This window comes from Streptomyces sp. NBC_00083, from assembly GCF_026343295.1.
Lineage (GTDB): Bacteria > Actinomycetota > Actinomycetes > Streptomycetales > Streptomycetaceae > Streptomyces.
In genome coordinates this window covers 109,559-128,118 of the sequence record NZ_JAPELY010000004.1, presented here as the reverse complement: position 1 = coordinate 128,118, position 18,560 = coordinate 109,559, and the positions used below count along the sequence as shown (strand labels likewise).

Annotated in this window: 18 protein-coding genes; 12 read left to right on the top strand and 6 right to left on the bottom strand. The window is 70.8% G+C overall.

Annotation, left to right across the window (positions count from 1 at the left end; translation table 11 throughout):
- Positions 1-10: 10 nt before the first annotated feature.
- Positions 11-475, bottom strand: coding sequence for an ATP-binding protein (locus OOJ98_RS30685; RefSeq protein ID WP_267058392.1), 465 nt, complete (start codon positions 473-475; stop codon positions 11-13).
- Positions 476-777: 302 nt separating this feature from the next.
- Between OOJ98_RS30685 and OOJ98_RS30680 the strand changes: the two genes are divergently transcribed.
- From OOJ98_RS30680 to OOJ98_RS30640, 9 genes are all read left to right on the top strand, one after another.
- Positions 778-1,626: a hypothetical protein gene (locus tag OOJ98_RS30680; protein WP_267058391.1), complete on the top strand. Its 849-nt coding sequence runs from the start codon at positions 778-780 to the stop codon at positions 1,624-1,626.
- A gap of 107 nt (positions 1,627-1,733) precedes the next feature.
- On the top strand, positions 1,734-2,453 hold the full coding sequence (locus OOJ98_RS30675) for a YcnI family protein (RefSeq protein ID WP_267058390.1): 720 nt from the start codon (positions 1,734-1,736) through the stop codon (positions 2,451-2,453).
- A 47-nt stretch (positions 2,454-2,500) separates the two neighbouring features.
- Positions 2,501-3,160, top strand: coding sequence for an SCO family protein (locus OOJ98_RS30670; RefSeq protein WP_267058389.1), 660 nt, complete (start codon positions 2,501-2,503; stop codon positions 3,158-3,160).
- Positions 3,157-3,627 carry a copper chaperone PCu(A)C gene (locus OOJ98_RS30665; RefSeq protein WP_267058388.1) on the top strand — a complete coding sequence of 157 codons (471 nt, stop codon included), beginning with the start codon at positions 3,157-3,159 and terminating at the stop codon, positions 3,625-3,627. The genes OOJ98_RS30670 and OOJ98_RS30665 overlap by 4 nt, the downstream gene beginning before the upstream one ends.
- Before the next feature lie 28 nt (positions 3,628-3,655).
- Positions 3,656-5,578, top strand: a complete 1,923-nt coding sequence (locus tag OOJ98_RS30660) for a copper resistance CopC/CopD family protein (protein ID WP_267058387.1) — start codon at positions 3,656-3,658, stop codon at positions 5,576-5,578.
- An 11-nt stretch (positions 5,579-5,589) separates the two neighbouring features.
- Positions 5,590-6,897 carry an iron uptake transporter deferrochelatase/peroxidase subunit gene (efeB, locus tag OOJ98_RS30655; RefSeq protein ID WP_267058386.1) on the top strand — a complete coding sequence of 436 codons (1,308 nt, stop codon included), beginning with the start codon at positions 5,590-5,592 and terminating at the stop codon, positions 6,895-6,897.
- Between the two features lie 93 nt (positions 6,898-6,990).
- A complete protein-coding gene (pheA, locus tag OOJ98_RS30650; RefSeq protein WP_267058385.1) occupies positions 6,991-7,926 on the top strand; it encodes a prephenate dehydratase in 936 nt (311 codons plus the stop codon).
- 628 nt (positions 7,927-8,554) lie between these two features.
- Complete coding sequence (gene serS, locus OOJ98_RS30645) at positions 8,555-9,844, top strand: serine--tRNA ligase (RefSeq protein WP_267058384.1); 1,290 nt, start codon at positions 8,555-8,557, stop codon at positions 9,842-9,844.
- Positions 9,841-10,662, top strand: a complete 822-nt coding sequence (locus tag OOJ98_RS30640; RefSeq protein WP_267058383.1) for an HAD family hydrolase — start codon at positions 9,841-9,843, stop codon at positions 10,660-10,662. The genes serS and OOJ98_RS30640 overlap by 4 nt, the downstream gene beginning before the upstream one ends.
- Before the next feature lie 314 nt (positions 10,663-10,976).
- On the opposite strand, the gene OOJ98_RS30635 is transcribed toward OOJ98_RS30640, so the two are convergent.
- Positions 10,977-11,663, bottom strand: coding sequence for a rhomboid-like protein (locus OOJ98_RS30635; protein ID WP_267058382.1), 687 nt, complete (start codon positions 11,661-11,663; stop codon positions 10,977-10,979).
- Positions 11,664-11,771: 108 nt separating this feature from the next.
- On the opposite strand from OOJ98_RS30635, the gene OOJ98_RS30630 reads away from it, so the two are divergent.
- The 3 genes from OOJ98_RS30630 to OOJ98_RS30620 all read left to right on the top strand — a co-directional run bounded on the left by OOJ98_RS30630 (position 11,772) and on the right by OOJ98_RS30620 (position 14,917).
- A complete protein-coding gene (locus OOJ98_RS30630) occupies positions 11,772-12,458 on the top strand; it encodes a FadR/GntR family transcriptional regulator (RefSeq protein WP_267058381.1) in 687 nt (228 codons plus the stop codon).
- Between the two features lie 124 nt (positions 12,459-12,582).
- Positions 12,583-13,902 (top strand): MFS transporter, encoded by a 1,320-nt coding sequence (locus OOJ98_RS30625; RefSeq protein ID WP_267058380.1) that lies wholly within the window; start codon positions 12,583-12,585, stop codon positions 13,900-13,902.
- Positions 13,903-14,191: 289 nt separating this feature from the next.
- Positions 14,192-14,917, top strand: a complete 726-nt coding sequence (locus tag OOJ98_RS30620) for a hypothetical protein (RefSeq protein WP_267058379.1) — start codon at positions 14,192-14,194, stop codon at positions 14,915-14,917.
- Positions 14,918-15,000: 83 nt separating this feature from the next.
- Here OOJ98_RS30620 and OOJ98_RS30615 read toward each other — a convergent pair whose 3' ends face one another.
- From OOJ98_RS30615 to OOJ98_RS30600, 4 genes are read right to left on the bottom strand one after another with little or no spacing between them, the layout of a single operon-like run.
- Positions 15,001-15,723, bottom strand: a complete 723-nt coding sequence (locus OOJ98_RS30615; protein ID WP_267058378.1) for an ABC transporter permease — start codon at positions 15,721-15,723, stop codon at positions 15,001-15,003.
- A gap of 28 nt (positions 15,724-15,751) precedes the next feature.
- The gene (locus OOJ98_RS30610; RefSeq protein WP_267058377.1) at positions 15,752-16,663 is read right to left on the bottom strand and encodes an ABC transporter ATP-binding protein; all 912 of its coding nucleotides are present in this window, start codon (positions 16,661-16,663) and stop codon (positions 15,752-15,754) included.
- Positions 16,660-17,547, bottom strand: coding sequence for an ABC transporter permease subunit (locus tag OOJ98_RS30605; protein WP_267058376.1), 888 nt, complete (start codon positions 17,545-17,547; stop codon positions 16,660-16,662). Before OOJ98_RS30605 ends, OOJ98_RS30610 begins: the two co-directional genes overlap by 4 nt.
- Positions 17,537-18,556, bottom strand: a complete 1,020-nt coding sequence (locus tag OOJ98_RS30600; RefSeq protein ID WP_267058721.1) for an ABC transporter ATP-binding protein — start codon at positions 18,554-18,556, stop codon at positions 17,537-17,539. The genes OOJ98_RS30605 and OOJ98_RS30600 overlap by 11 nt, the downstream gene beginning before the upstream one ends.
- Between the last annotated feature and the right edge of the window lie 4 nt (positions 18,557-18,560).

Genomic DNA, 18,560 nt, shown 5'->3' with positions numbered 1-18,560 from the left:
GGCGCGCCGCTCAGGACACCTTGAGCAGCGCGCCCTCGCGCCATTTGAGGATCTTGTCGAAGCTGACCACCGCGCCCCGGCCGGGCCGGTTCCTGAAGTGCACGTGGTCGGCGAGCTGTTCGATGAGGCCGAGGCCCCTGCCGTGTTCGGCGAGGCAGCCGGTTCTCGCGGGCGGTGCGGCGCGCCGGGTCCTGCGCCCGGGAAAGCCCGGACCCGAGTCGGTGACCTCGATGCGGCACGTCTCGCCGTCGAGGTAGGCCGTCACCTGGTAGGCCGCAGAGGCGCTCCCCGCGCCCCCGCCCGCGCCCCCGCCGTGCTCGACCGCGTTGGCGCAGGCCTCCGTGAGGGCGACCGACAGGTCGTAGGAGACGTCGGGGTCGACCCCCGCGGTCTCCATGGTCCCGAGCAGAAGACGCCGGGCGAGCGGCACGCTCGCGGCCTCGCGCCGCAAGTGGAGGGACCACCAGATGCTCATGCTCCAGCCTCCTGGCTGCAACTGCGGCTCGACATAGTCCTTCTCTCTACGGGCGCAGTATTGCCGCAACTACTCGCCCGTAAGCGCCCTCTTGACGTGATGGCGCCCGTTCGGCGGATGTACGCGCCCCCGCGCGCCGGTGTAGCGCCACCGGAACCGCCGCCTCCGAGCGTGGCCGCCGCACCGGACCGGCCGCCTCCGTCCACCGGTCCGCCCCACCGGCCCGGCGGCCGCCGGGCCAAACGTGACCTTTTGGACCTGGCGTATGGGGCGGGTAAGCCCAGTGCGATGATGGCCCCGCCATGTCTTCCCTCCACGCCCCAGCAGGCGCCGGCCTCCGGCTGCTCAGGGCCGCGGTGTTCGCCGCGGTCTGCGTCGTGCTGTCCGCGATGGGGCACGTCATGGCGGCCTGTGCGACCGTCCCCTGGTGGACGCTGCTCGCCGGCTTCCTCGGAGTGCTCGCGGTCGTGGCACCGCTCGCCGGGCGCGAGCGCTCGCTGCCGTCCATCGCGGGCGGCCTCGCGGTCGGACAGCTCGGCCTGCACGCCCTGTTCGGCATCGGCCAGCACACGGCGGCCGCGTCCGGCGACGGATCCACCGGGGACCTCCCGCTGATCCGCTTCGCCGGCCGTCTCCTGTGCGGCGACGGCTCGACCCGGCTCACCGCCGCGGACGCCCAGCGCATCGTGAGCGACGCCGGCATCGACCCGGCGGGGATCAGCGGCGGCCACGCCGCCCCGGCCGGCATGGCGCGGATGAGCGACATGATGCCGGGCATGACGGGCGCGGGCCCCGCGCACTCCGCGTCGCTCGCCGCCTCGCTGCTGCCCACGCTTCCCATGCTGCTCTGCCACCTGCTGGCGGCGCTCGCCACGGGGTGGCTGCTGCGGCGCGGCGAGGCCGCCCTGTTCGGCGCGGTGCGCCTGGCCGGCGAGTCCGTCTCGGCCGCGGCCGAGGACGCCTTCGTACGCTCCCTGCGCCGCGCCCTGTCCTTCGTGGGCGCGCTGTGCGCCGGACTCCTGGCGGCCGAGGGGCAGGGGCCGCGCGTCCCGCTCGGTGACCCGCGCGCCACGCCTCCCCCAGCCGGGGCAGCACTGCAGCACTCGGTGATCAGGCGCGGGCCGCCCGCGGCGTACGCCCTCGCAGCCTGAACGCGGCCCACTCCCCACACGTACCGCAGGGGTGGTGTCGCGGGTCCCCGCGCACCCGTGCGCGGTGGCCGTCCCCACCCTTCCTGCTCACTTGGAGTGTCTCTGCCATGAACGCTGCCCGTTCGCGCACCCGTATCGCCCTCGTCGGCTCCGTCGCCGCCGGTTCCGTCCTGCTGCTCTCGGGGACGGCCTTCGCCCACGTCACCGTGCAGCCCGAGGGAGCGGCCGCCAAGGGCGGTTACGCCGTCGTCGACTTCAAGGTCCCCAACGAGCGCGACAACGCCAAGACCGTCAAGGTCGAGGTCAACTTCCCGACCGACCACCCGCTGGCGTCCGTCATGCCGCAGCCGGTGCCGGGATGGAACGTCGAGGTCACCAAGTCCAAGCTCGACAAGCCGCTGACCGTGCACGGCAAGCAGATCAACGAAGCCGTCACCAAGGTGACGTGGAGCGGCGGCTCGATCGAGTCCGGCCAGTTCCAGAAGTTCCCGCTGTCCATCGGCTCGCTGCCCACCGACACCGACCAGCTCGTCTTCAAGGCCCTCCAGACGTACGACAACAACGAGGTCGTGCGCTGGATCGAAGAGGCGAAGCAGGGCGCGCCCGAGCCCGCCAACCCGGCGCCGACCCTTCAGCTGACGGCCGCCGCCACCGGCCAGGGCGGTGCGGCGCCCGCAGCGGACAAGAGCACGGCCGGTCAGAAGACCGCCGCCGCCCCGTCCTCGGACACCGACACCACCGCGCGCGTCCTGGCCGTGGTGGGCATCGTCGTCGGCATCGCGGGCGTGGCCTTCGGGGTGTTCGCCGGACGGCGACGCTCCGCGTAACCCGCACCCTGCACTCCTTCCACCGGAAAAGACCGGAACATCACCTCATGCGCACCAAGACCGCGCTGACTGCCGCCGCCCTCGCGGTGGCAGCGGCGCTCACCCTGACCGCGTGCGGCAGCAGCGGCGACGACGGCTCGCACAGCCCCGTCGCCGATGTCTCCGCCTCCGCGAAGACCCAGGCCGCGACCTTGCTCGACCGGCCGTTCGCCAAGCCCGACTTCGTCCTGACGGACACCAACGGCAAGAAGTTCGACTTCCGTGCCGAGACCAAGGGCAAGCCGACGCTCATCTACTTCGGCTACACCAACTGCCCGGACGTCTGCCCGCTGACCATGGGCAACATCGCCGTCGCCAAGAAGTCGCTGCCCAAGGCCGACCAGGACAAGCTCCAGGTCGTCTTCGTGACCACCGACCCCGAGCGCGACACCCCCGCCTCGCTCGGCAAGTGGCTCAAGGGCCAGGACCCGTCCTTCATCGGCCTGACCGGCGACTTCGCCACCATCCAGAAGGGCGCGCGCTCGATCGGCATCGGCATCGACCCGGCCACCAAGGACAAGGACGGCAAGGTCGTCTCCATGCACGGGGCCCAGGTCATCGCCTTCTCCCCCAAGACGGACCAGGGCTACGTGCTGTACGGCGAGGACGCGACCATCGCCGACTACACCAAGGACCTGCCGAAGATCATCAAGGGGGAGAACCCGTGAACCGCCGCACCACCCGCGCCACCCGCCCGACCGTCGCCGCCGTCATAGCCCTGTCCGCCGGCCTGGCCCTGGCGGGCTGCTCCGGCAGCGCCGAGGCCAAGCCGAAGCTCCAGGTGAGCGACGCGTTCATGCCGCTGCCGACGAGCGACATGGCCGGCGGTTTCCTCGTCGTCAAGAACGACGGCAAGGCCGCCGACAAGCTCACCAAGGTCACCAGCGACCTGTCGGACGACGTCACGATCCACGAGACGAAGAACCAGAAGATGCAGGAGGTGAAGTCCTTCGACATCCCCGCGGGCGGCGAGCTGGACCTCGAACGCGGCGGCAGCCACATCATGTTCATGGGCCTGAAGAAGAAGCCGAAGCAGGGCGAGAACGTCTCCATCGAGCTGCACTTCGAGAAGGCCGATCCCGTCAAGGTCGACCTTCCGGTGAAGGAAGCCACCTACAACCCGAAGCACCACTGAGGCGACCAGAGGGACTTGAGGGACTGACATGACGGCCACCGCCCCACCCCGTCGGACCACCACGAGCAGGCCCCTGACCCGGCTGCTGCTCGTCACGGTGGCGCTGCTCGGCGCCCTGTTCGCGGGCGCCGTGCCCGCGTCCGCGCACGCCGCACTGACCGGCAGCGACCCGAAGGACGGGGCGGTGGTCGCCTCCGCGCCCGCCCAGGTCGCCCTCACCTTCTCCGAGGGCGTCGCCCTGGACGCCAACTCCATCCGCGTCCTCGACCCCACGGGCAAGCGCTCCGACACCGCCGAACTGATCAACCTGTGCAGCGGGGACATCGTCAAGTACGGCGTCCGGCTGCGCACCGGCATCCCCAACGGCACCTACACCGTGGCCTGGCAGGCGATCTCCGCCGACAGCCACCCCGTCTCCGGCGCCTTCACCTTCTCCATCGGCGCCCCCTCCGCGACCGCCGCCGTCCTCCCCACCCAGGAGGTGGGCGGCGGCCTCGTCGGCGCCCTCTACGGCATCACGCGGTACGCGGCGTACGCCGGCTTCGTGCTGCTCACCGGCGGCGCTGCCTTCGTGCTCGCCTGCTGGCGCCGGGGCGCGGGTGTCAGCGCGGTGCAGCGGGTCGTCGTCGGCGGCTGGCTCACCATGACCGCGGCGACCCTCGCGATGCTGCTGCTGCGCACCCCCTACACCGGCTCCGGGAAGCTCTCGGACGCCTTCGACCTCAACGGGCTGCGGGCCGTGCTGCAGACCAAGCCGGGCGCGGCGCTCATCTCCCGGCTGCTGCTGCTCGGCGCCGCCGCCCTGTTCGTGTCGGTGCTGTTCGGCGCGTACACCAAGCGCGAGGACGAGCACGAGAGGAAGGACCTCACCTTCGGCCTGGCCGTCGGCGGTGCCGTGGTCGCCGCCGGGCTCGCCGCCACCTGGGCCCTGGCCGAACACGCCTCGACGGGGCTGCAGCCCGGCATCGCCATGCCCGTCGACGTCCTGCACCTGCTGGCCGTCGCGGCCTGGCTCGGAGGACTCACCACCCTGCTCGTCGTCCTGTACCGGGCACCCGACATCGAGCGCGCGGCCGTGCTCCGCTTCTCGCGCATCGCGTTCTGGAGCGTGGCCGTCCTCGCGGCGACGGGCCTCTACCAGTCGTGGCGTCAGGTCGGCACCTGGTCGGCGCTGGTCGACACCGCCTACGGACAGCTCCTGCTCGTCAAGGTCGGCCTGGTGGCCGTCCTGGTCGCGACCGCCTCGTTCTCGCGGCGCTGGACCGCCCGTCTCTCGGAGCGCGCCGCGTCCGGGACCGGGGCCGCCGTGATCGTGGAGCAGCGCGCGAGCGAGCCGGAGCCCGAGCCCGTCACCGTGCCCGACGACGGCAAGGACGCCAAGCGGGCCGCCCAACTCGCGCGCCAGCAGGCCGCGGTGAGCTCCGCGCGCGAGAAGCGGGTCCGCGACGCCGACCCCGGCCGGAGCGGGCTGCGCCGCACGGTCCTCGCCGAGGCGGGCATCGCCGTGGTCCTGCTGGCCGTGACGACCGTGCTGACGTCGACCGAGCCGGGCCGCACGCAGGAGGCCGTGGACCGGGCGAAGGCCGGGTCCCAGGTCGCCGTGGCGGACCGGCCCGTCGATGTCCGGCTGCCGTTCGACACCGGCGGCCAGAACGGCAAGGGCACCGCCGAGCTCACCCTCGACCCCGGCCGCACCGGCGCCAACGACCTGCACGTCTATCTGACGGACCCGGCGGGCAAGCCGAAGGACGCCCCCGAGGTGAAGGTCGCCTTCACCCTGGCCGCGAAGTCGGTCGGGCCGCTGCCGGTCGTGCCCGACCACGTCACCACCGGACACTGGAGCGCGAGCGGCGTACAGATCCCGATGGCGGGAGACTGGCAGATCTCGGTGACCGTACGCACCTCCGAGATCGACGAGACCACCGTGGACAAGAACGTCAAGATCGGCTGAGTTGACCTGACATGACCGAGACCAAGAACACCAAGAAGGCCGGGACGGCCCCGGGCGCCGGGCAGCCGCCGGCCGCTTCCGCCGAGCCCGGCCTGGACATCTCCCGGCGCAAGCTGCTCGGCACCGTGGGCGGCGTGGGGGTGGCCGGTCTGGCGCTGGGCGCGGCGGGCGGGGCCGGCGCGTACGCGGCGGTCGCATCGCCGGACGCGACGAGCCCGTTGTCGTCGGTCGGTTCCACGGAGGTGATGTTTCACGGGAAACATCAAGCGGGGATCAGCACTCCGCTTCAGTCGACCGGCCATCTGATCGCCTTCGACCTGGCCCCCGGCGCCGGGCGCAAGGAGGCGGCCGCCCTGATGCGCCGCTGGTCGGCGACGGCCGCGGCGCTGATGGCGGGCGAGCCCGCGGGCAGCGGCGACACCGGGGTCGCCCTGGACGCCGGCCCCTCCTCGCTGACCGTCACCTTCGGCTTCGGCCACACCTTCTTCGACCGTACGCAACTCACCGACCGGCGCCCCGGCCAGCTGGACCCGCTGCCCGACTTCTCCTCCGACCAGCTCGACCCCAAGCGGTCCAACGGCGATCTGTGGGTGCAGATCGGCGCGGACGACGCGCTGGTCGCCTTCCACGCCCTGCGCGCGATCCAGCAGGACGCCGGCGCCGCGGCGAAGGTGCGCTGGCAGATGAACGGCTTCAACCGCGCCCCGGGCGCCACGAAGAAGCCGATGACCGCGCGCAATCTCATGGGCCAGATCGACGGCACCGGCAACCCCAAGGTCACCGACGCCGACTTCGAACAGCGGATCTTCGTGCCGGACAGCGGACAGCCGGCCTGGATGGCGGGCGGTTCGTACGCGGTCGTACGCCGCATCCGGATGCTCCTGGACACCTGGGAGAAGCTGCCGCTCACCGATCAGGAGAAGGTGATAGGCCGCAAGAAGGCCGACGGCGCCCCTCTTTCGGGGGGCAGCGAGACGACGGCGATGAAGCTCGACGCGTTCGGGCCGGACGGCAAGCCGGTCATCCCGGTGAACGCGCACGCCCGCATCGCCGCCCCGGAGCAGAACGGCGGCGCGGCCATGCTGCGGCGCGCGTTCTCCTACCACGACGGCAGCACGGCCGACGGCGCACCGGACGCGGGCCTGCTCTTCGTCTGCTGGCAGGCCGATCCCATCAGGGGGTTCGTGCCGGTGCAGCGCAAGCTCGACCGGGGTGACGCGCTGTCCGCGTTCGTACGGCACGAGGCGAGCGGTCTGTTCGCGGTGCCGGGCGGGCCGCGGGCGGGCGAATACGTGGGCCAGCGGCTCCTGGAGTCATGAGCGGCGGGCGCGGCCGGAGCGCCGCGCCCGCCTGGTGGGACGGCCGGTGCGAGCGGTGCGTGCCGGGGACTTCGGGCCATTAGTGTGAACCGCATGTCCGCCACGCGATACACCTATCTGGGGCCCGAGGGCACCTTCACCGAGGCCGCCCTGCGCACCCTCCCCGAGGCAGCCACCCGCGAACTGGTCCCGATGGTCTCCGTGCCGGCCGCCCTGGACGCGGTGCGCAACGGAGAGGCCGCCGCGGCGCTCGTCCCCATCGAGAACTCGGTGGAGGGCGGCATCACGACCACGCTCGACCAGCTGGTCTCGGGCGAGCCCCTGATGATCTACCGCGAGGTGCTGCTCTCCATCAAGTTCGCGCTGCTCGTGCGCCCGGGGACCACGCTCGCGGACATCAAGTCGGTCACCGCGCACCCGGCCGCCCAGCCGCAGGTGCGCAAGTGGCTGGGGGCCAACCTGCCGGAGGCGCTCTGGGAGTCGTCCGCCTCCAACGCCGACGGCGCGCGTCTCGTCCAGGAGGGGCGGTACGACGCGGCGTTCGCGGGCGAGTTCGCGGCAGCCACCTACGGCCTCGAACCGCTGATCACCGACATTCACGACGCGGTCAACGCCCAGACCCGCTTCGTGCTCGTGGGCCGCCCGGCTCGCCCGGCGGCGCCGACCGGTGCGGACAAGACCTCGGTGGTGGTGTGGCAGCGCGAGGACCATCCCGGCGCCCTGCTCGAACTGCTCCAGGAGTTCTCGGTGCGCGGGGTCAACCTGATGCTGCTCCAGTCCCGCCCGACCGGTCAGGGCATCGGCAACTACTGCTTCGCCATCGACGCGGAGGGCCACATCTCGGAGCGGCGTGTGGGGGAGGCGCTGATGGGGCTGCGGCGCATCTGTCCCGAGATCCGCTTCCTGGGCTCGTACCCGAGGGCGGAGGTCACCCTCGACGACGTGCGGCCGCCCCGGCAGGGGACCTCGGACACGGAGTTCGACAAGGCGGCGGACTGGCTAGCGCGCTGTCAGGACGGGCGCGCGTAGGAGGGCCAGGACGGCGGGCCCGGGGCGTACAGGGCTGCTCGGGAGAGGTTGTCCCCAGCTGCGCCGGCGCCTCACCGACCGGTCCTACCTGCTGATTTTCGTTGTCCACAAAGTTATCCACAGGGCGGGTTCTCGACCTGTGGGTAAGTCGACAACACAACCGGACACAGTCGACAAATCCCTCTAGTGACGACACATCGGTCCACAGGCCGCCAGGACATCCTCTGTCACCTCAATTCCATTGATCAACCCTTTAGAGCGAGCAATTCCCACCCGAATGAGTGTGTGGAGCGGGTTTGAGAGGGGAATCCTGGGTCCCGCATGCGGCTTTCGGAATGATCTCTTCCGCAGTCCACAGATCTCCCACACAGCCTGTGGATAAGTTTCCGAGCGTGTCCACCTCTGTGGACAAGTCCGGTGCACGGCAAGGGAGTCGGTCAACGACGGTCCCGAAACCGCCTCTTTCCAGGGAATAGCGGGGCTTTCCTTGACTCCTGCCGACACCCGCTCGGGAATTGTGCGCCTCCATATTCCCAATTCGGTCAATCCGGACAAAGTGCCACGCTGATGGGGCGCGCGGGGGATATACCGGTGGGGTGGCAGGAGTCCGCACCGGTAGCCTGGAGGGGTGATTGACCTTCGCCTGCTCCGTGAGGACCCCGACCGTGTTCGCGCCTCCCAGCGCGCCCGTGGAGAGGACGTCGCCCTCGTCGACGCCCTGCTCTCCGCCGACGAGCTGCGCAGGTCCTCGGGCCTCCGCTTCGACGAGCTGCGCTCCGAGCAGAAGTCGCTCGGCAAACTCATCCCCAAGGCCACGCCGGACGAGCGCGCCGAGCTCCTGAAGAGGGCCGAGCAGCTCAAGACCGACGTCAAGGCCGCCGAGGCCGCGCAGAACGACGCCGACGAGCAGGCCAAGCAGCTCCTCCTGCGGCTCGGCAACATCGTCCACACGGACGTGCCGGTCGGCGGCGAGGAGGACTTCGTCGTCCTGGAGACGCACGGCACCGTCCGCGACTTCGGCGCCGAGGGCTTCGAGCCCAAGGACCACCTGGAGCTCGGCGAGGCGCTCGGCGCCATCGACGTCGAGCGCGGCGCCAAGGTGTCGGGCTCGCGCTTCTACTACCTGACCGGTGTCGGCGCGCTCCTGGAGCTCGCCCTGGTCAACGCCGCGATCGCGCAGGCCACCGAGGCCGGCTTCATTCCGATGCTCACCCCCGCGCTGGTCCGCCCGCGCGCCATGGAGGGCACCGGCTTCCTCGGCCAGGCCGCCGAGAACGTGTACCACCTGGAGAAGGACGACTACTACCTGGTCGGCACCTCCGAGGTCCCGCTCGCCGCGTACCACATGGACGAGATCCTCGACGCGGACAAGCTCCCGCTGCGCTACGCCGGCTTCTCGCCGTGCTTCCGCCGCGAGGCCGGTACGTACGGCAAGGACACCCGGGGCATCTTCCGGGTCCACCAGTTCGACAAGGTCGAGATGTTCTCCTACGTCCACCCGGACGACGCGGAGAACGAGCACAAGCGCCTCCTCGACTGGGAGAAGCAGTGGCTGACCGCCCTCGAACTGCCCTTCCAGGTGATCGACGTCGCCACCGGCGACCTCGGCTCGTCGGCCTCGCGCAAGTTCGACTGCGAGGCGTGGATCCCGACCCAGGGCAAGTACCGCGAGCTGACCTCGGCCTCCAACTGCGACGGCTTCCAGGCACGGCGCCTCTCGGTCCGTATGCGTGACACCAGCGACGGCAAGAGCAAGGTCACCCCGCTCTCCACCCTCAACGGCACGCTGTGCGCGGTCCCGCGCACCATCGTGGCGATCCTGGAGAACCACCAGCAGGTCGACGGCTCGGTGCGCGTCCCGGCCGTGCTCCGCCCGTATCTGGGCGGTCGTGAGGTCCTGGAGCCGATCGCCAAGTGAGCACCGCCCCGGGCCGTCCGTTCCCGTACAAGCTGGTCGCGACCGACCTCGACGGCACGCTGCTGCGCTCCGACGGCTCGGTCTCGCAGCGCACCCGTGACGCGCTGGCCGCCGCCACGGCGGCCGGCGCCGCGCACATCGTGGTCACCGGCCGCGCGGTGAACTGGACCCGGCACATACTGGACGACCTGGGGTACGACGGGCTCGCGGTGTGCGGGCAGGGCGCGCAGGTCTACCACGCCGGCGAGCACCGGCTCCTGACGTCGGTGACGCTCGACCGCCAGCTCGCCGGGCTCGCCCTGTCGAAGATCGAGGCGGAGATCGGCCCGCTCGCGCTCGCCGCGAGCCGCGACGGGCTCGACGGCGATGTGCTGGTCGGCCCCGGCTACCGGGTCCAGGAGGGCCCGCTGCCGGTCAACCGCTTCGAGGACCTCGCCGAGCTGTGGTCGGCCCCGCTGAACAAGGTCTACATCCAGCACCCCGACTACGACGACGACGCGCTCGCGGCGATCACGCGGCAGGTCGTCGGCAGTCTGGTCGGCGTGGTCATGGCGGGCGCCGGCGTGGTGGAGCTGCTGCCGCTCGGCCTCAGCAAGGCGACCGGGCTCTCCCTCGCGGCGCGGCGTCTCGGCTGCAAGGCGGCGGACACCATCGCGTTCGGCGACATGCCCAACGACATCCCGATGTTCGGCTGGGCCGAGCACGGCGTGGCGATGGCCAACGCCCACGACGAACTGAAGGCCGTGGCCCACGAGGTCACGGCCTCCAACGACGACGACGGCATCGCCGTGGTCCTGGAGCAACTGCTGCAAGGGTGAGTCCGGCCGCCGAGCGGTCTTTCGGCGGCACGGGTGCGGACCGGCGGTCCGTCATCGGCAGGGGTAAGGGGCGTCCGCCATTGCGGGCGCCCCTTACCCATGGTCCTGTCGTGGAGGGAGGGGCGGCCTCGCGCGGATGCGCGCTCGAAGCGGCCGCCCCTGTGCAGCCGCGCACGGGCGGCGAACCGGAGCTGTAGGCGCTGCTCCGGTGCCTGCCACGCGCCGCCCCGCACAAGAGCCCGACAACCCGTGCAGGCGGTCGTCGTCGTGCTCCTCCCCCGTGCGGCGGGCCGCGCTTCACGTGTGCGGCTGCGTCAACCACTGTGCCCGGCACGCTCGTTGGCCGCCACTGGTTTTCGCTCGGGCAGGTCCCTGGTCAGCGGCCAGCAGGCGAAGCCGATGAACAGCGCCGTCACATGGCCGAGGTCGGTGAACGTACCGCCGGTGGCGAGCGGGATCCCGAAGAACCCGACCACCCCGGCCAGGTAGAACCAGCGCCAGGGCTTCGCCAGCCGGTAGACGAGGATGCCGGCCGAGGCGGCGAGACCGTAGCTGACGCCGATGTCGACGACATGGGACATGGCGTGCGCCAGACGCCGTGGCAGATGCTGGTTCTGGATCGACCACAGGACGTACTCCTGGCTGATCAGGGTCGCCACCACATGCCCGACGACGACCGTGCACAGCCAGCGCAGGGTGCCGAGCCAGCGCTCCACCGTGCCGTGGACCACCTCGAACATCACCAGGTACAGCAGCAGCGAGGACGGGTTCTCGATCCAGAAGGCGCTGGTGAAGAGGGATTGCACGGGGTGATGGGTCAGCTCGTGGATGTTGCTGCTGTTGCGGTGCAGCAGGAACCGCTCGAACTCCCGCGTGGAGAGCTGGATGACGAGGCTGGTCACCGCGATGGACAGCAGCCAGATGTGCGTTCCGGGCGTGGAACGCACCCAGGAGCGGATGGGCCGCGAGGGCTCGGCGCCGCGGTGGAGCAGGGTCGTCATCCCTAGATGATGGCGCGTGACGCTGAGGAAGGGATGAGACGCCATGCCGGACAGTTGTAGGATGACCAGTTGTAGGATGACTGGGCAACCGGGTGAATGGAGTACGACGTGGCTCTTCGGGCGGCGGGGCGGCAGTCCCTCGTGGATGGCGTGGTCGATCAGCTGCGGGCCCAGCTGACCGGCGGCGACTGGGCGGTCGGCGACCGCATCCCGACCGAGCACGACCTCGCCGAGCAGCTGGGCGTCGGCCGCAACACGGTCCGCGAGGCCGTCCGCGTCCTGGTCCACGCCGGGCTGCTCGAATCCCGCCAGGGCAACGGCACCTTCGTACGCTCCACCGCCGACCCCTCCGCGGTCCTCCAGGGCATTCGGGCCGCCGGCACCCTTGACGTCCTCGAACTGCGCGTCGCATTGGAGGCCGAAGCCGCCCGGCTCGCCGCGGAGCGCCGGGACGCCGCCGACATGGTGGCCCTGCGCGCCGTGCTGCGGACCCTGCGCGAACAGGGCGACCGGGCCGCCGACGCCGACATGGCGTTCCACCTGGGCGTCGTCGAGGCCACCCACAACCCGGCCTTCATCGAGGTCTACCGGTTCTTCTCGGTCCAGGTGCACGAAAGCCTCGTCACGTCACTGCGTGACGAGGAGATGCCTCCCATCGACCTCGACACCCACGAGGCGCTGGTCGACGCGATCGAGAGCGGCGACCCGGCGGCTGCGGAGCGCGTCGTGCGCGAACTGCTGCGCACGCCACTGGAGGCGGTACGGGCGGTGACGGCGCGGCTCAACGCCACCTGAGGCGGGGCGCCCGGGGGTGACGCGCGACCTGGTGGACGGGGAGGCCGTGAGCGCGGGAGGCCGCAGACACGCGCGGCCGTGGATGGACGCGTGAAGTAGTTCAACGTTGAGAAAGGTGCTTGTCTTGTCACGCCCGGATGCTGACCAACTGCTGTTGCCCGACGCCGAGGCCGATGTACGGCCCTCGCCCCAGGGCCTCGCCGCCCGGCGGGCGCTGCTCGCGCATCCGGTGGTGCTGCTGATCGGGATCGTGCTGGCGTCGGTGAACATGCGCGCGGCGCTGGCCAGCGTGTCGCCGCTGGTCGGCGAGATCAGCGAATCGTTCGGCCTCTCGTCGACCGCGAGCAGCCTGGTGACGTCCGTACCGGTGCTCTTCCTGGGGCTCGGCGCGCTGGTCGCGCCGTGGCTGGCCCGCCGCTTCGGCAGCGAGCCGGTGCTGCTGTTCGCGCTGCTGCTCCTCGCGGTCGGCATCGTGGTGCGGGTGGCGCCGTCGGCGGTGGCGCTGTACGGCGGCGGGGTGCTCGTCGGCACGGCGATAGCCCTGCTCAACGTGCTGATGCCCGGTCTGATCAAGCGCGACTTCCCCGACAAGGCGGCGTCGATGACGTCGGTCTACACCGGCGCGATGATCGCGGGCGCGACGCTCGTGGCCGCGTCGTCGGTGCCGCTGGAGAAGGCGTTCGGCGGCAGCTGGGAGGCCTCCCTCGCGGTGTGGTCGCTCCTCGCGGTGCTCGCGGCCGTGGCGTGGCTGCCGCAGGTCGTGATCGCACGGGGGCGTACGGGCCACGAGGTGCGCGTCGGCGCCACGGCGGGCTCCGCCTCCGGTGCCGCGTCCGGGTCTGCAGGGTCTGCAGGGTCTGCAGGGTCTGCAGGCAGGAGCGTGTGGCGCTCCGCTCTCGCCTGGCAGGTCACCCTCTTCATGGGCCTCCAGTCGCTCTGGTCGTACGTCCTGATCGCGTGGATGCCGACGATCTTCACGGACCACGGCATGAGCCGCTCCACGGCCGGCGTGATCTTCGCGTTCAACAACTTGATCCAGGTGGCGGGCGCGTTCGGCGTGCCGCTCCTGGCCGGCCGGATGCGTAGCCAGCGCCCGCTGATCGTGCTGGTCACGTCGCTGGTCGCCGCGGGTTATGCGGGCCTGATGATCGCCCCGGTGAGCGGCGCCTGGCTGTGGTCGGGGGTGCTCGGCATCGGACAGGGCGGGGCGGTGGGCCTGGCCCTCACCCTGATCGTGCTGCGCTCGGGCGACGCCCGTACGGCGGCCCGGCTCTCCGGCATGGCCCAGACGGTCGGCTACCTCCTGGCCGCCGCCGGCCCGCTCGCCGCGGGCGCCGTCCACCAGGCGACGGGCGGCTGGACCGTACCGATCGCCCTGGTCCTCTGCGTCTGCGCGGCGGCCCTGGCGGTGGGCCTCTTCGCGGCCCGCGACCGGACGGTGTGAGGGCTCGACGCGTGGGGCGGGGGCGCGCCGGGCAGGGCGGCCTGGCGAAACGTCTGTTCCCAACATGTGTTCCCCGGATGCGTGACCTGTACGAAAGTCCGCTCGTTGTACCCGGTGCGTGGAGGCAACTGGGGTTAGCGGCGTCGTACCTTTCGTGAATTCGGGGATTGCCGGTCGCGGTACGGACCGGTCATTGAGTCAGTGGCGTAGATGAGCGGACCTCCACCCCCGCGGCCCGGGGTGAGGGCGTCCCTGTCATGCACCGACGACCATGAACGGAAGGCCGACCATGCCATCCGAAGTCGCCCTACTCGAATCGCGCACCCTGCGCGCCGACCACCTGGGACGCGTCGACGTCCTGGAGAAGGTCAGGGCGTTGCAGCTGCTACCCGATGGTCTGCACGTGACCACGGAAGGCGTCGCCCAGTACTTCGCTGTCCACAAGGACGCTGTGCACAGCATCGTCAGGCGACACCGCGAGGAGCTGACCTCCAATGGAATGACCACTCTTAGTGGCAATGACCTGCGCGTTGATGACGTGGTCAAGTTGACCACGCCACCCTGCGCCACCCCGGAAAGTTATCCACAGGGGCGCTCGCACCTCCGCCTCTTCACCCGCCGAACCGTCCTCAACATAGCCATGCTCCTTCGCGACAGCGAAGTGGCGCGGTGTGTGCGGACCTACCTCCTCGACACCGAGGAGTCCCCCCGCACCCGGACCGTCATCGCGAGCGACCCCCGCTACGACGGCCTCGACCACCGGGTCACCGATCTGGAGAGCTCCATGGCCCGGATCGGGCCCGCCCTCCAGGAGCTCGGTCCGGTGCTGAGCCGGATGTCGACACGGCTCGACTCCATGGACCGGCGGCTGGAGTCCGTGGACCGGCGGCTCGACGCCACCAACCGTGTCGTCGGGTCCATGAGCGTCCGCGTCACGGATCTCTCCGAGGACATCGCCGACCTCAAGCGCCGGCTGCCGCACCCTCCGCCCCCGCCCCGTAAGCGCCACAGGTAGCGGGAAGCCCCGGACGGACAATAAAGCGGGGCCCGGCGACCGCGATGCGGTGCCGGGCCCCGCCCCTGTCCGGGGAGCCCCCGTCACTCCTCCCCGGCCAGCTTCAGGGTGCGCAGCTTCTGGCCCGCGTACCAGGTGGCCACCACGGTCACGCCCACCAGGAGCGTCACCGCGAGCGGCAGCCCCACGTCGGAGGAGATGACTCCGTTCTCGCCGATCCGCTGGGCGAGCGCGAGCGACCACTGCTGCACGCTCAGCGTGCGGGCGCCCGGCACCAGGTTGCCGAAGAGCGCCTCCCAGACCAGCGCGTACACCAGGCCGAAGACCACGGCGTGCCGGGTGATGGTGCCGAGGAGCAGGAAGACCGCGGCGTACGCGATGGAGGCGACCAGGGCCGCCACGGTGTAGGCGATGGCGATCTGCTGGCCGTTGCCGTTCAGGATGAACCCGGCGATCAGCGTGGGGATCGCGGAGAACGCCATCGTCACGGCGATCGCGACGATGAGCTTGGTGAAGATGATCGTCGACCGGCTCACCGGCTTGGCGAGCAGATAGACGATGGAGCCGTCGTCGATCTCGGGGCCGATCGCGCCGGTGCCGGCGATGACACCGATCAGCGGCACCATCGTGGCGAGCGCGAAGCTGCCGAGGAGGTCGGCGGCGACCTGGTCGTCGGCTCCGCTGCTGAACGACCGTACGGCGACGGAGATCACGATCAGCAGGGCCGGCAGGACGAAGAGGATGGCGGCCCGGCGGCGGCCGAGCAGAGCCCGGTAGGTGAGCCGGGCGACGGTCGGGTTGTACATGGGAACGTCCGCTCCTTTCTGGAGGCGCTCAGGCCGCTACGAGGTAGGAGAAGACGGATTCGAGGGACTCGTCCGAGGGCGAGACCGTCAGCAGCCGGATGCCGTTCGCCTTGGCCACCTGCGGAAGCAAGGTGGTGAACCGGCCGAAGTCGACGGCCTGGACGCGCAGCGCGCCCTCCTTGAGGTCCACCTCGATCCCGGCGGTCGAGGGGTCCGCGATCAGCGCCGCGGCCAGCGCGCGGTCGTCGCTGGAGCGGATCAGATAGCGGTGCGGGCGGTCCGTCATGAGGCGGCGGATCTTGCGGAAGTCGCCACTGGCCGCGTGCCGGCCGGCCACGATGACCTCGATGTGCGAGGCGAGCTGCTCGACCTCTTCGAGGATGTGCGAGGAGAACAGGACCGTGCGGCCCTCGGCCCCCATCCGCCGCAGCAGCTCCATGAGTTGCATGCGCTGGCGCGGGTCCATGCCGTTGAACGGCTCGTCGAGCAGCAGCACCGACGGGTTGTGGACGAGGGCGGACGCCATCTTGACGCGCTGGCGCATGCCCTTGCTGTACGTCTGGATCTTGCGGTCCTGCGCGTACTCCATCTCGACCGTGGCCAGGGCCTGCCCCGCCTCACGCGCGCCGAGGCCGTGCAACTCGGCGTTGGCGACGACGAATTCGCGGCCCGTGAGGAAGTCGTACATGGCTTCCCGCTCGGGGACGATGCCGATCTTCTTGTAGACGGACTCGTTGCGCCAGATCTGCTCGCCGTCGAGCGTGACCGTTCCCGTGGAGGGCGCGAGGAAACCGCCCATCATGTTGATGAGGGTCGACTTTCCGGCCCCGTTGGGGCCGAGCAGCCCGGTGACGCCGGGGCCGATCGTCATCGTGACGTCGTTGACCGCCACCACGTTGCCGAACCAGCGTGAGGTGTGGTCGATGTCGATGGTGGTCACAGCCCCACCTTCCGGTAGCGGCGGGTCAGCACGGCGTACGAGCCGTAGATGAGCGCGAGGACGACGAGCAGGTAGACCACACCGGTCCCGGATCCCGGGCCCTGTTGACCGGGGAAGTTGGAGCTCGCCCCGAGGAACGCGGTCTGCACGCCGTCGATGAGCGTCATGGGGGAGAACAGCCCGATCCACTGGACCGCTCCGGGGGAGCCCTGGTTGAAGGCGATGGCCTGGACCGCGGAGACGGCGCCGTAGGAGACCGTCAGGACGGCGATGACGGCGGCGACTCCGAAGCCGCGGCGCGGCGTCAGGGCGGCGATGACCAGGCCGAGCCCGGCGAAGAGGAGGGAGAGCAGTGCCACCGAGACCAGCCCCTCGGCGAACCCCTTGGTCTGGTCCGCGAAGTCGAGTTTGGCGAGAAGGGCGCCGATGTAGAGGATCACCAGGGGCGCGCCCGTGATGATGAACAGCGCCGACGCCATGGCGGCGAACTTGGCCAGGACGTAGTCGACGTGCTCGATCGGCCGCGAGAAGTACAGCGGAACCGTCTTGAAGCGCAGGTCGCGTGAGACGGACTGGGGCGCCTGTGCCGCGATGAACAGGCCGATGACGGCCTGCAACAGGACCGCGTACCGCGTGTACTGCACGGGCAGGGCACTGCCCTTCGTGGCGACGGCGACCGCGACGATGATGGCCGCGGGCACGCACATCACCGCGAACAGGAGCATCGGCAGGACCTTGGACTTGGCGCTGCGGCCCAGTCCGTACGTGCCGCGCAGCGACTGCGAGAAGAGCGCGCGGCGCGCATAGGCCCGCCCGAGGCGCGGCCCGTCGTAGCTGCGGTAGCCGATGTTGTGGATCTGGGTCTGGGCGCTGTCAGTTGCCATCGTGGCCGCCTCCCTTCTGCTCGGTGCCGGCCGCGGTGGCTGCCCATGCGGCGGCGCGTTCGGAGACCGGCTCCCGTGCCGGGGTCTGGAACACCTCGGCGATGTGGTGGCGGCGCTGTTCCATCCGTACGAGACCGAGGCCGAGGCGGGCGACGGTGTCGCGGACCGTGTCGTAGACCTCTTCACCGGTGGCCTCGACGAGGAGGATGTGCCCGGCGCCGGGCAGCCCGTCCTCGATGCCCGCGTGCAGGGTGAGGCCGGCCTCGGCCAGGGCCTTGCGGACCGCCTCCGTGCCGTCGGCGTGGGTGTCGGAGTCGGTGACCTCGACCGCGAGGGTGGTGGTGGTCTGGGTGAAGTCGCTGGTGGAACTGGAGCGCAGCAACCGGCCGCCGTCGACGACCACGACATGGTCGCAGGTGCGCTCCAGCTCGCCCAGGAGGTGCGAGGTGACGAGCACCGAGATGCCGAAGTCGGTGTGGATGCGGCGGATCAGGCCGAGCATCTCGTCGCGTCCGACCGGGTCGAGACCGTTGGTCGGCTCGTCCAGGAGGACCAACTGCGGGTCGTGGACGAGGGCTTGGGCGAGCTTCACACGCTGCTTCATGCCGGTCGAATAGCCGCCGATCGGGCGGTAGCGCTCCTCGTAGAGGCCCACGTGGCGCAGCGTGTCCGCGGTGCGTTCGCGGGCCGCGGTCGCCGGCAGCCCCGACATGCGCGCCATGTGCACGACGAACTCGGTGGCCGAGACGTCGGGCGGCAGGCAGTCGTGCTCCGGCATGTAGCCCACCCGCTCCCGGATCTCGGCGCCGCTGGTGGCGACGTCCAGGCCGAGCACGGCGGCGGTGCCCTCCGTGGCGGGCGAGAGACCAAGAAGGATCTTGATCAACGTGGACTTGCCGGCTCCGTTGGCGCCCACCAGCCCGGTCACACCGGGTCCGATGTCCAACGAGAGCCGGTCAAGCGCGGTCACCCTGGGGAACCGCTTGCTCAGGCTTTCGGTCGCGATCACAGTC

What these genes read in the sequence shown, in the direction of transcription:
- OOJ98_RS30685 (WP_267058392.1), bottom strand. Translation starts at nt 475, where the DNA reads ATGAGCATCTGGTGGTCCCTCCACTTGCGGCGCGAGGCCGCGAGCGTG.
- OOJ98_RS30680 (WP_267058391.1), top strand. Translation starts at nt 778, where the DNA reads ATGTCTTCCCTCCACGCCCCAGCAGGCGCCGGCCTCCGGCTGCTCAGG.
- OOJ98_RS30675 (WP_267058390.1), top strand. Translation starts at nt 1,734, where the DNA reads ATGAACGCTGCCCGTTCGCGCACCCGTATCGCCCTCGTCGGCTCCGTC.
- OOJ98_RS30670 (WP_267058389.1), top strand. Translation starts at nt 2,501, where the DNA reads ATGCGCACCAAGACCGCGCTGACTGCCGCCGCCCTCGCGGTGGCAGCG.
- OOJ98_RS30660 (WP_267058387.1), top strand. Translation starts at nt 3,656, where the DNA reads ATGACGGCCACCGCCCCACCCCGTCGGACCACCACGAGCAGGCCCCTG.
- efeB (WP_267058386.1), top strand. Translation starts at nt 5,590, where the DNA reads ATGACCGAGACCAAGAACACCAAGAAGGCCGGGACGGCCCCGGGCGCC.
- pheA (WP_267058385.1), top strand. Translation starts at nt 6,991, where the DNA reads ATGTCCGCCACGCGATACACCTATCTGGGGCCCGAGGGCACCTTCACC.
- OOJ98_RS30635 (WP_267058382.1), bottom strand. Translation starts at nt 11,663, where the DNA reads ATGACGACCCTGCTCCACCGCGGCGCCGAGCCCTCGCGGCCCATCCGC.
- OOJ98_RS30620 (WP_267058379.1), top strand. Translation starts at nt 14,192, where the DNA reads ATGCCATCCGAAGTCGCCCTACTCGAATCGCGCACCCTGCGCGCCGAC.
- OOJ98_RS30615 (WP_267058378.1), bottom strand. Translation starts at nt 15,723, where the DNA reads ATGTACAACCCGACCGTCGCCCGGCTCACCTACCGGGCTCTGCTCGGC.
- OOJ98_RS30605 (WP_267058376.1), bottom strand. Translation starts at nt 17,547, where the DNA reads ATGGCAACTGACAGCGCCCAGACCCAGATCCACAACATCGGCTACCGC.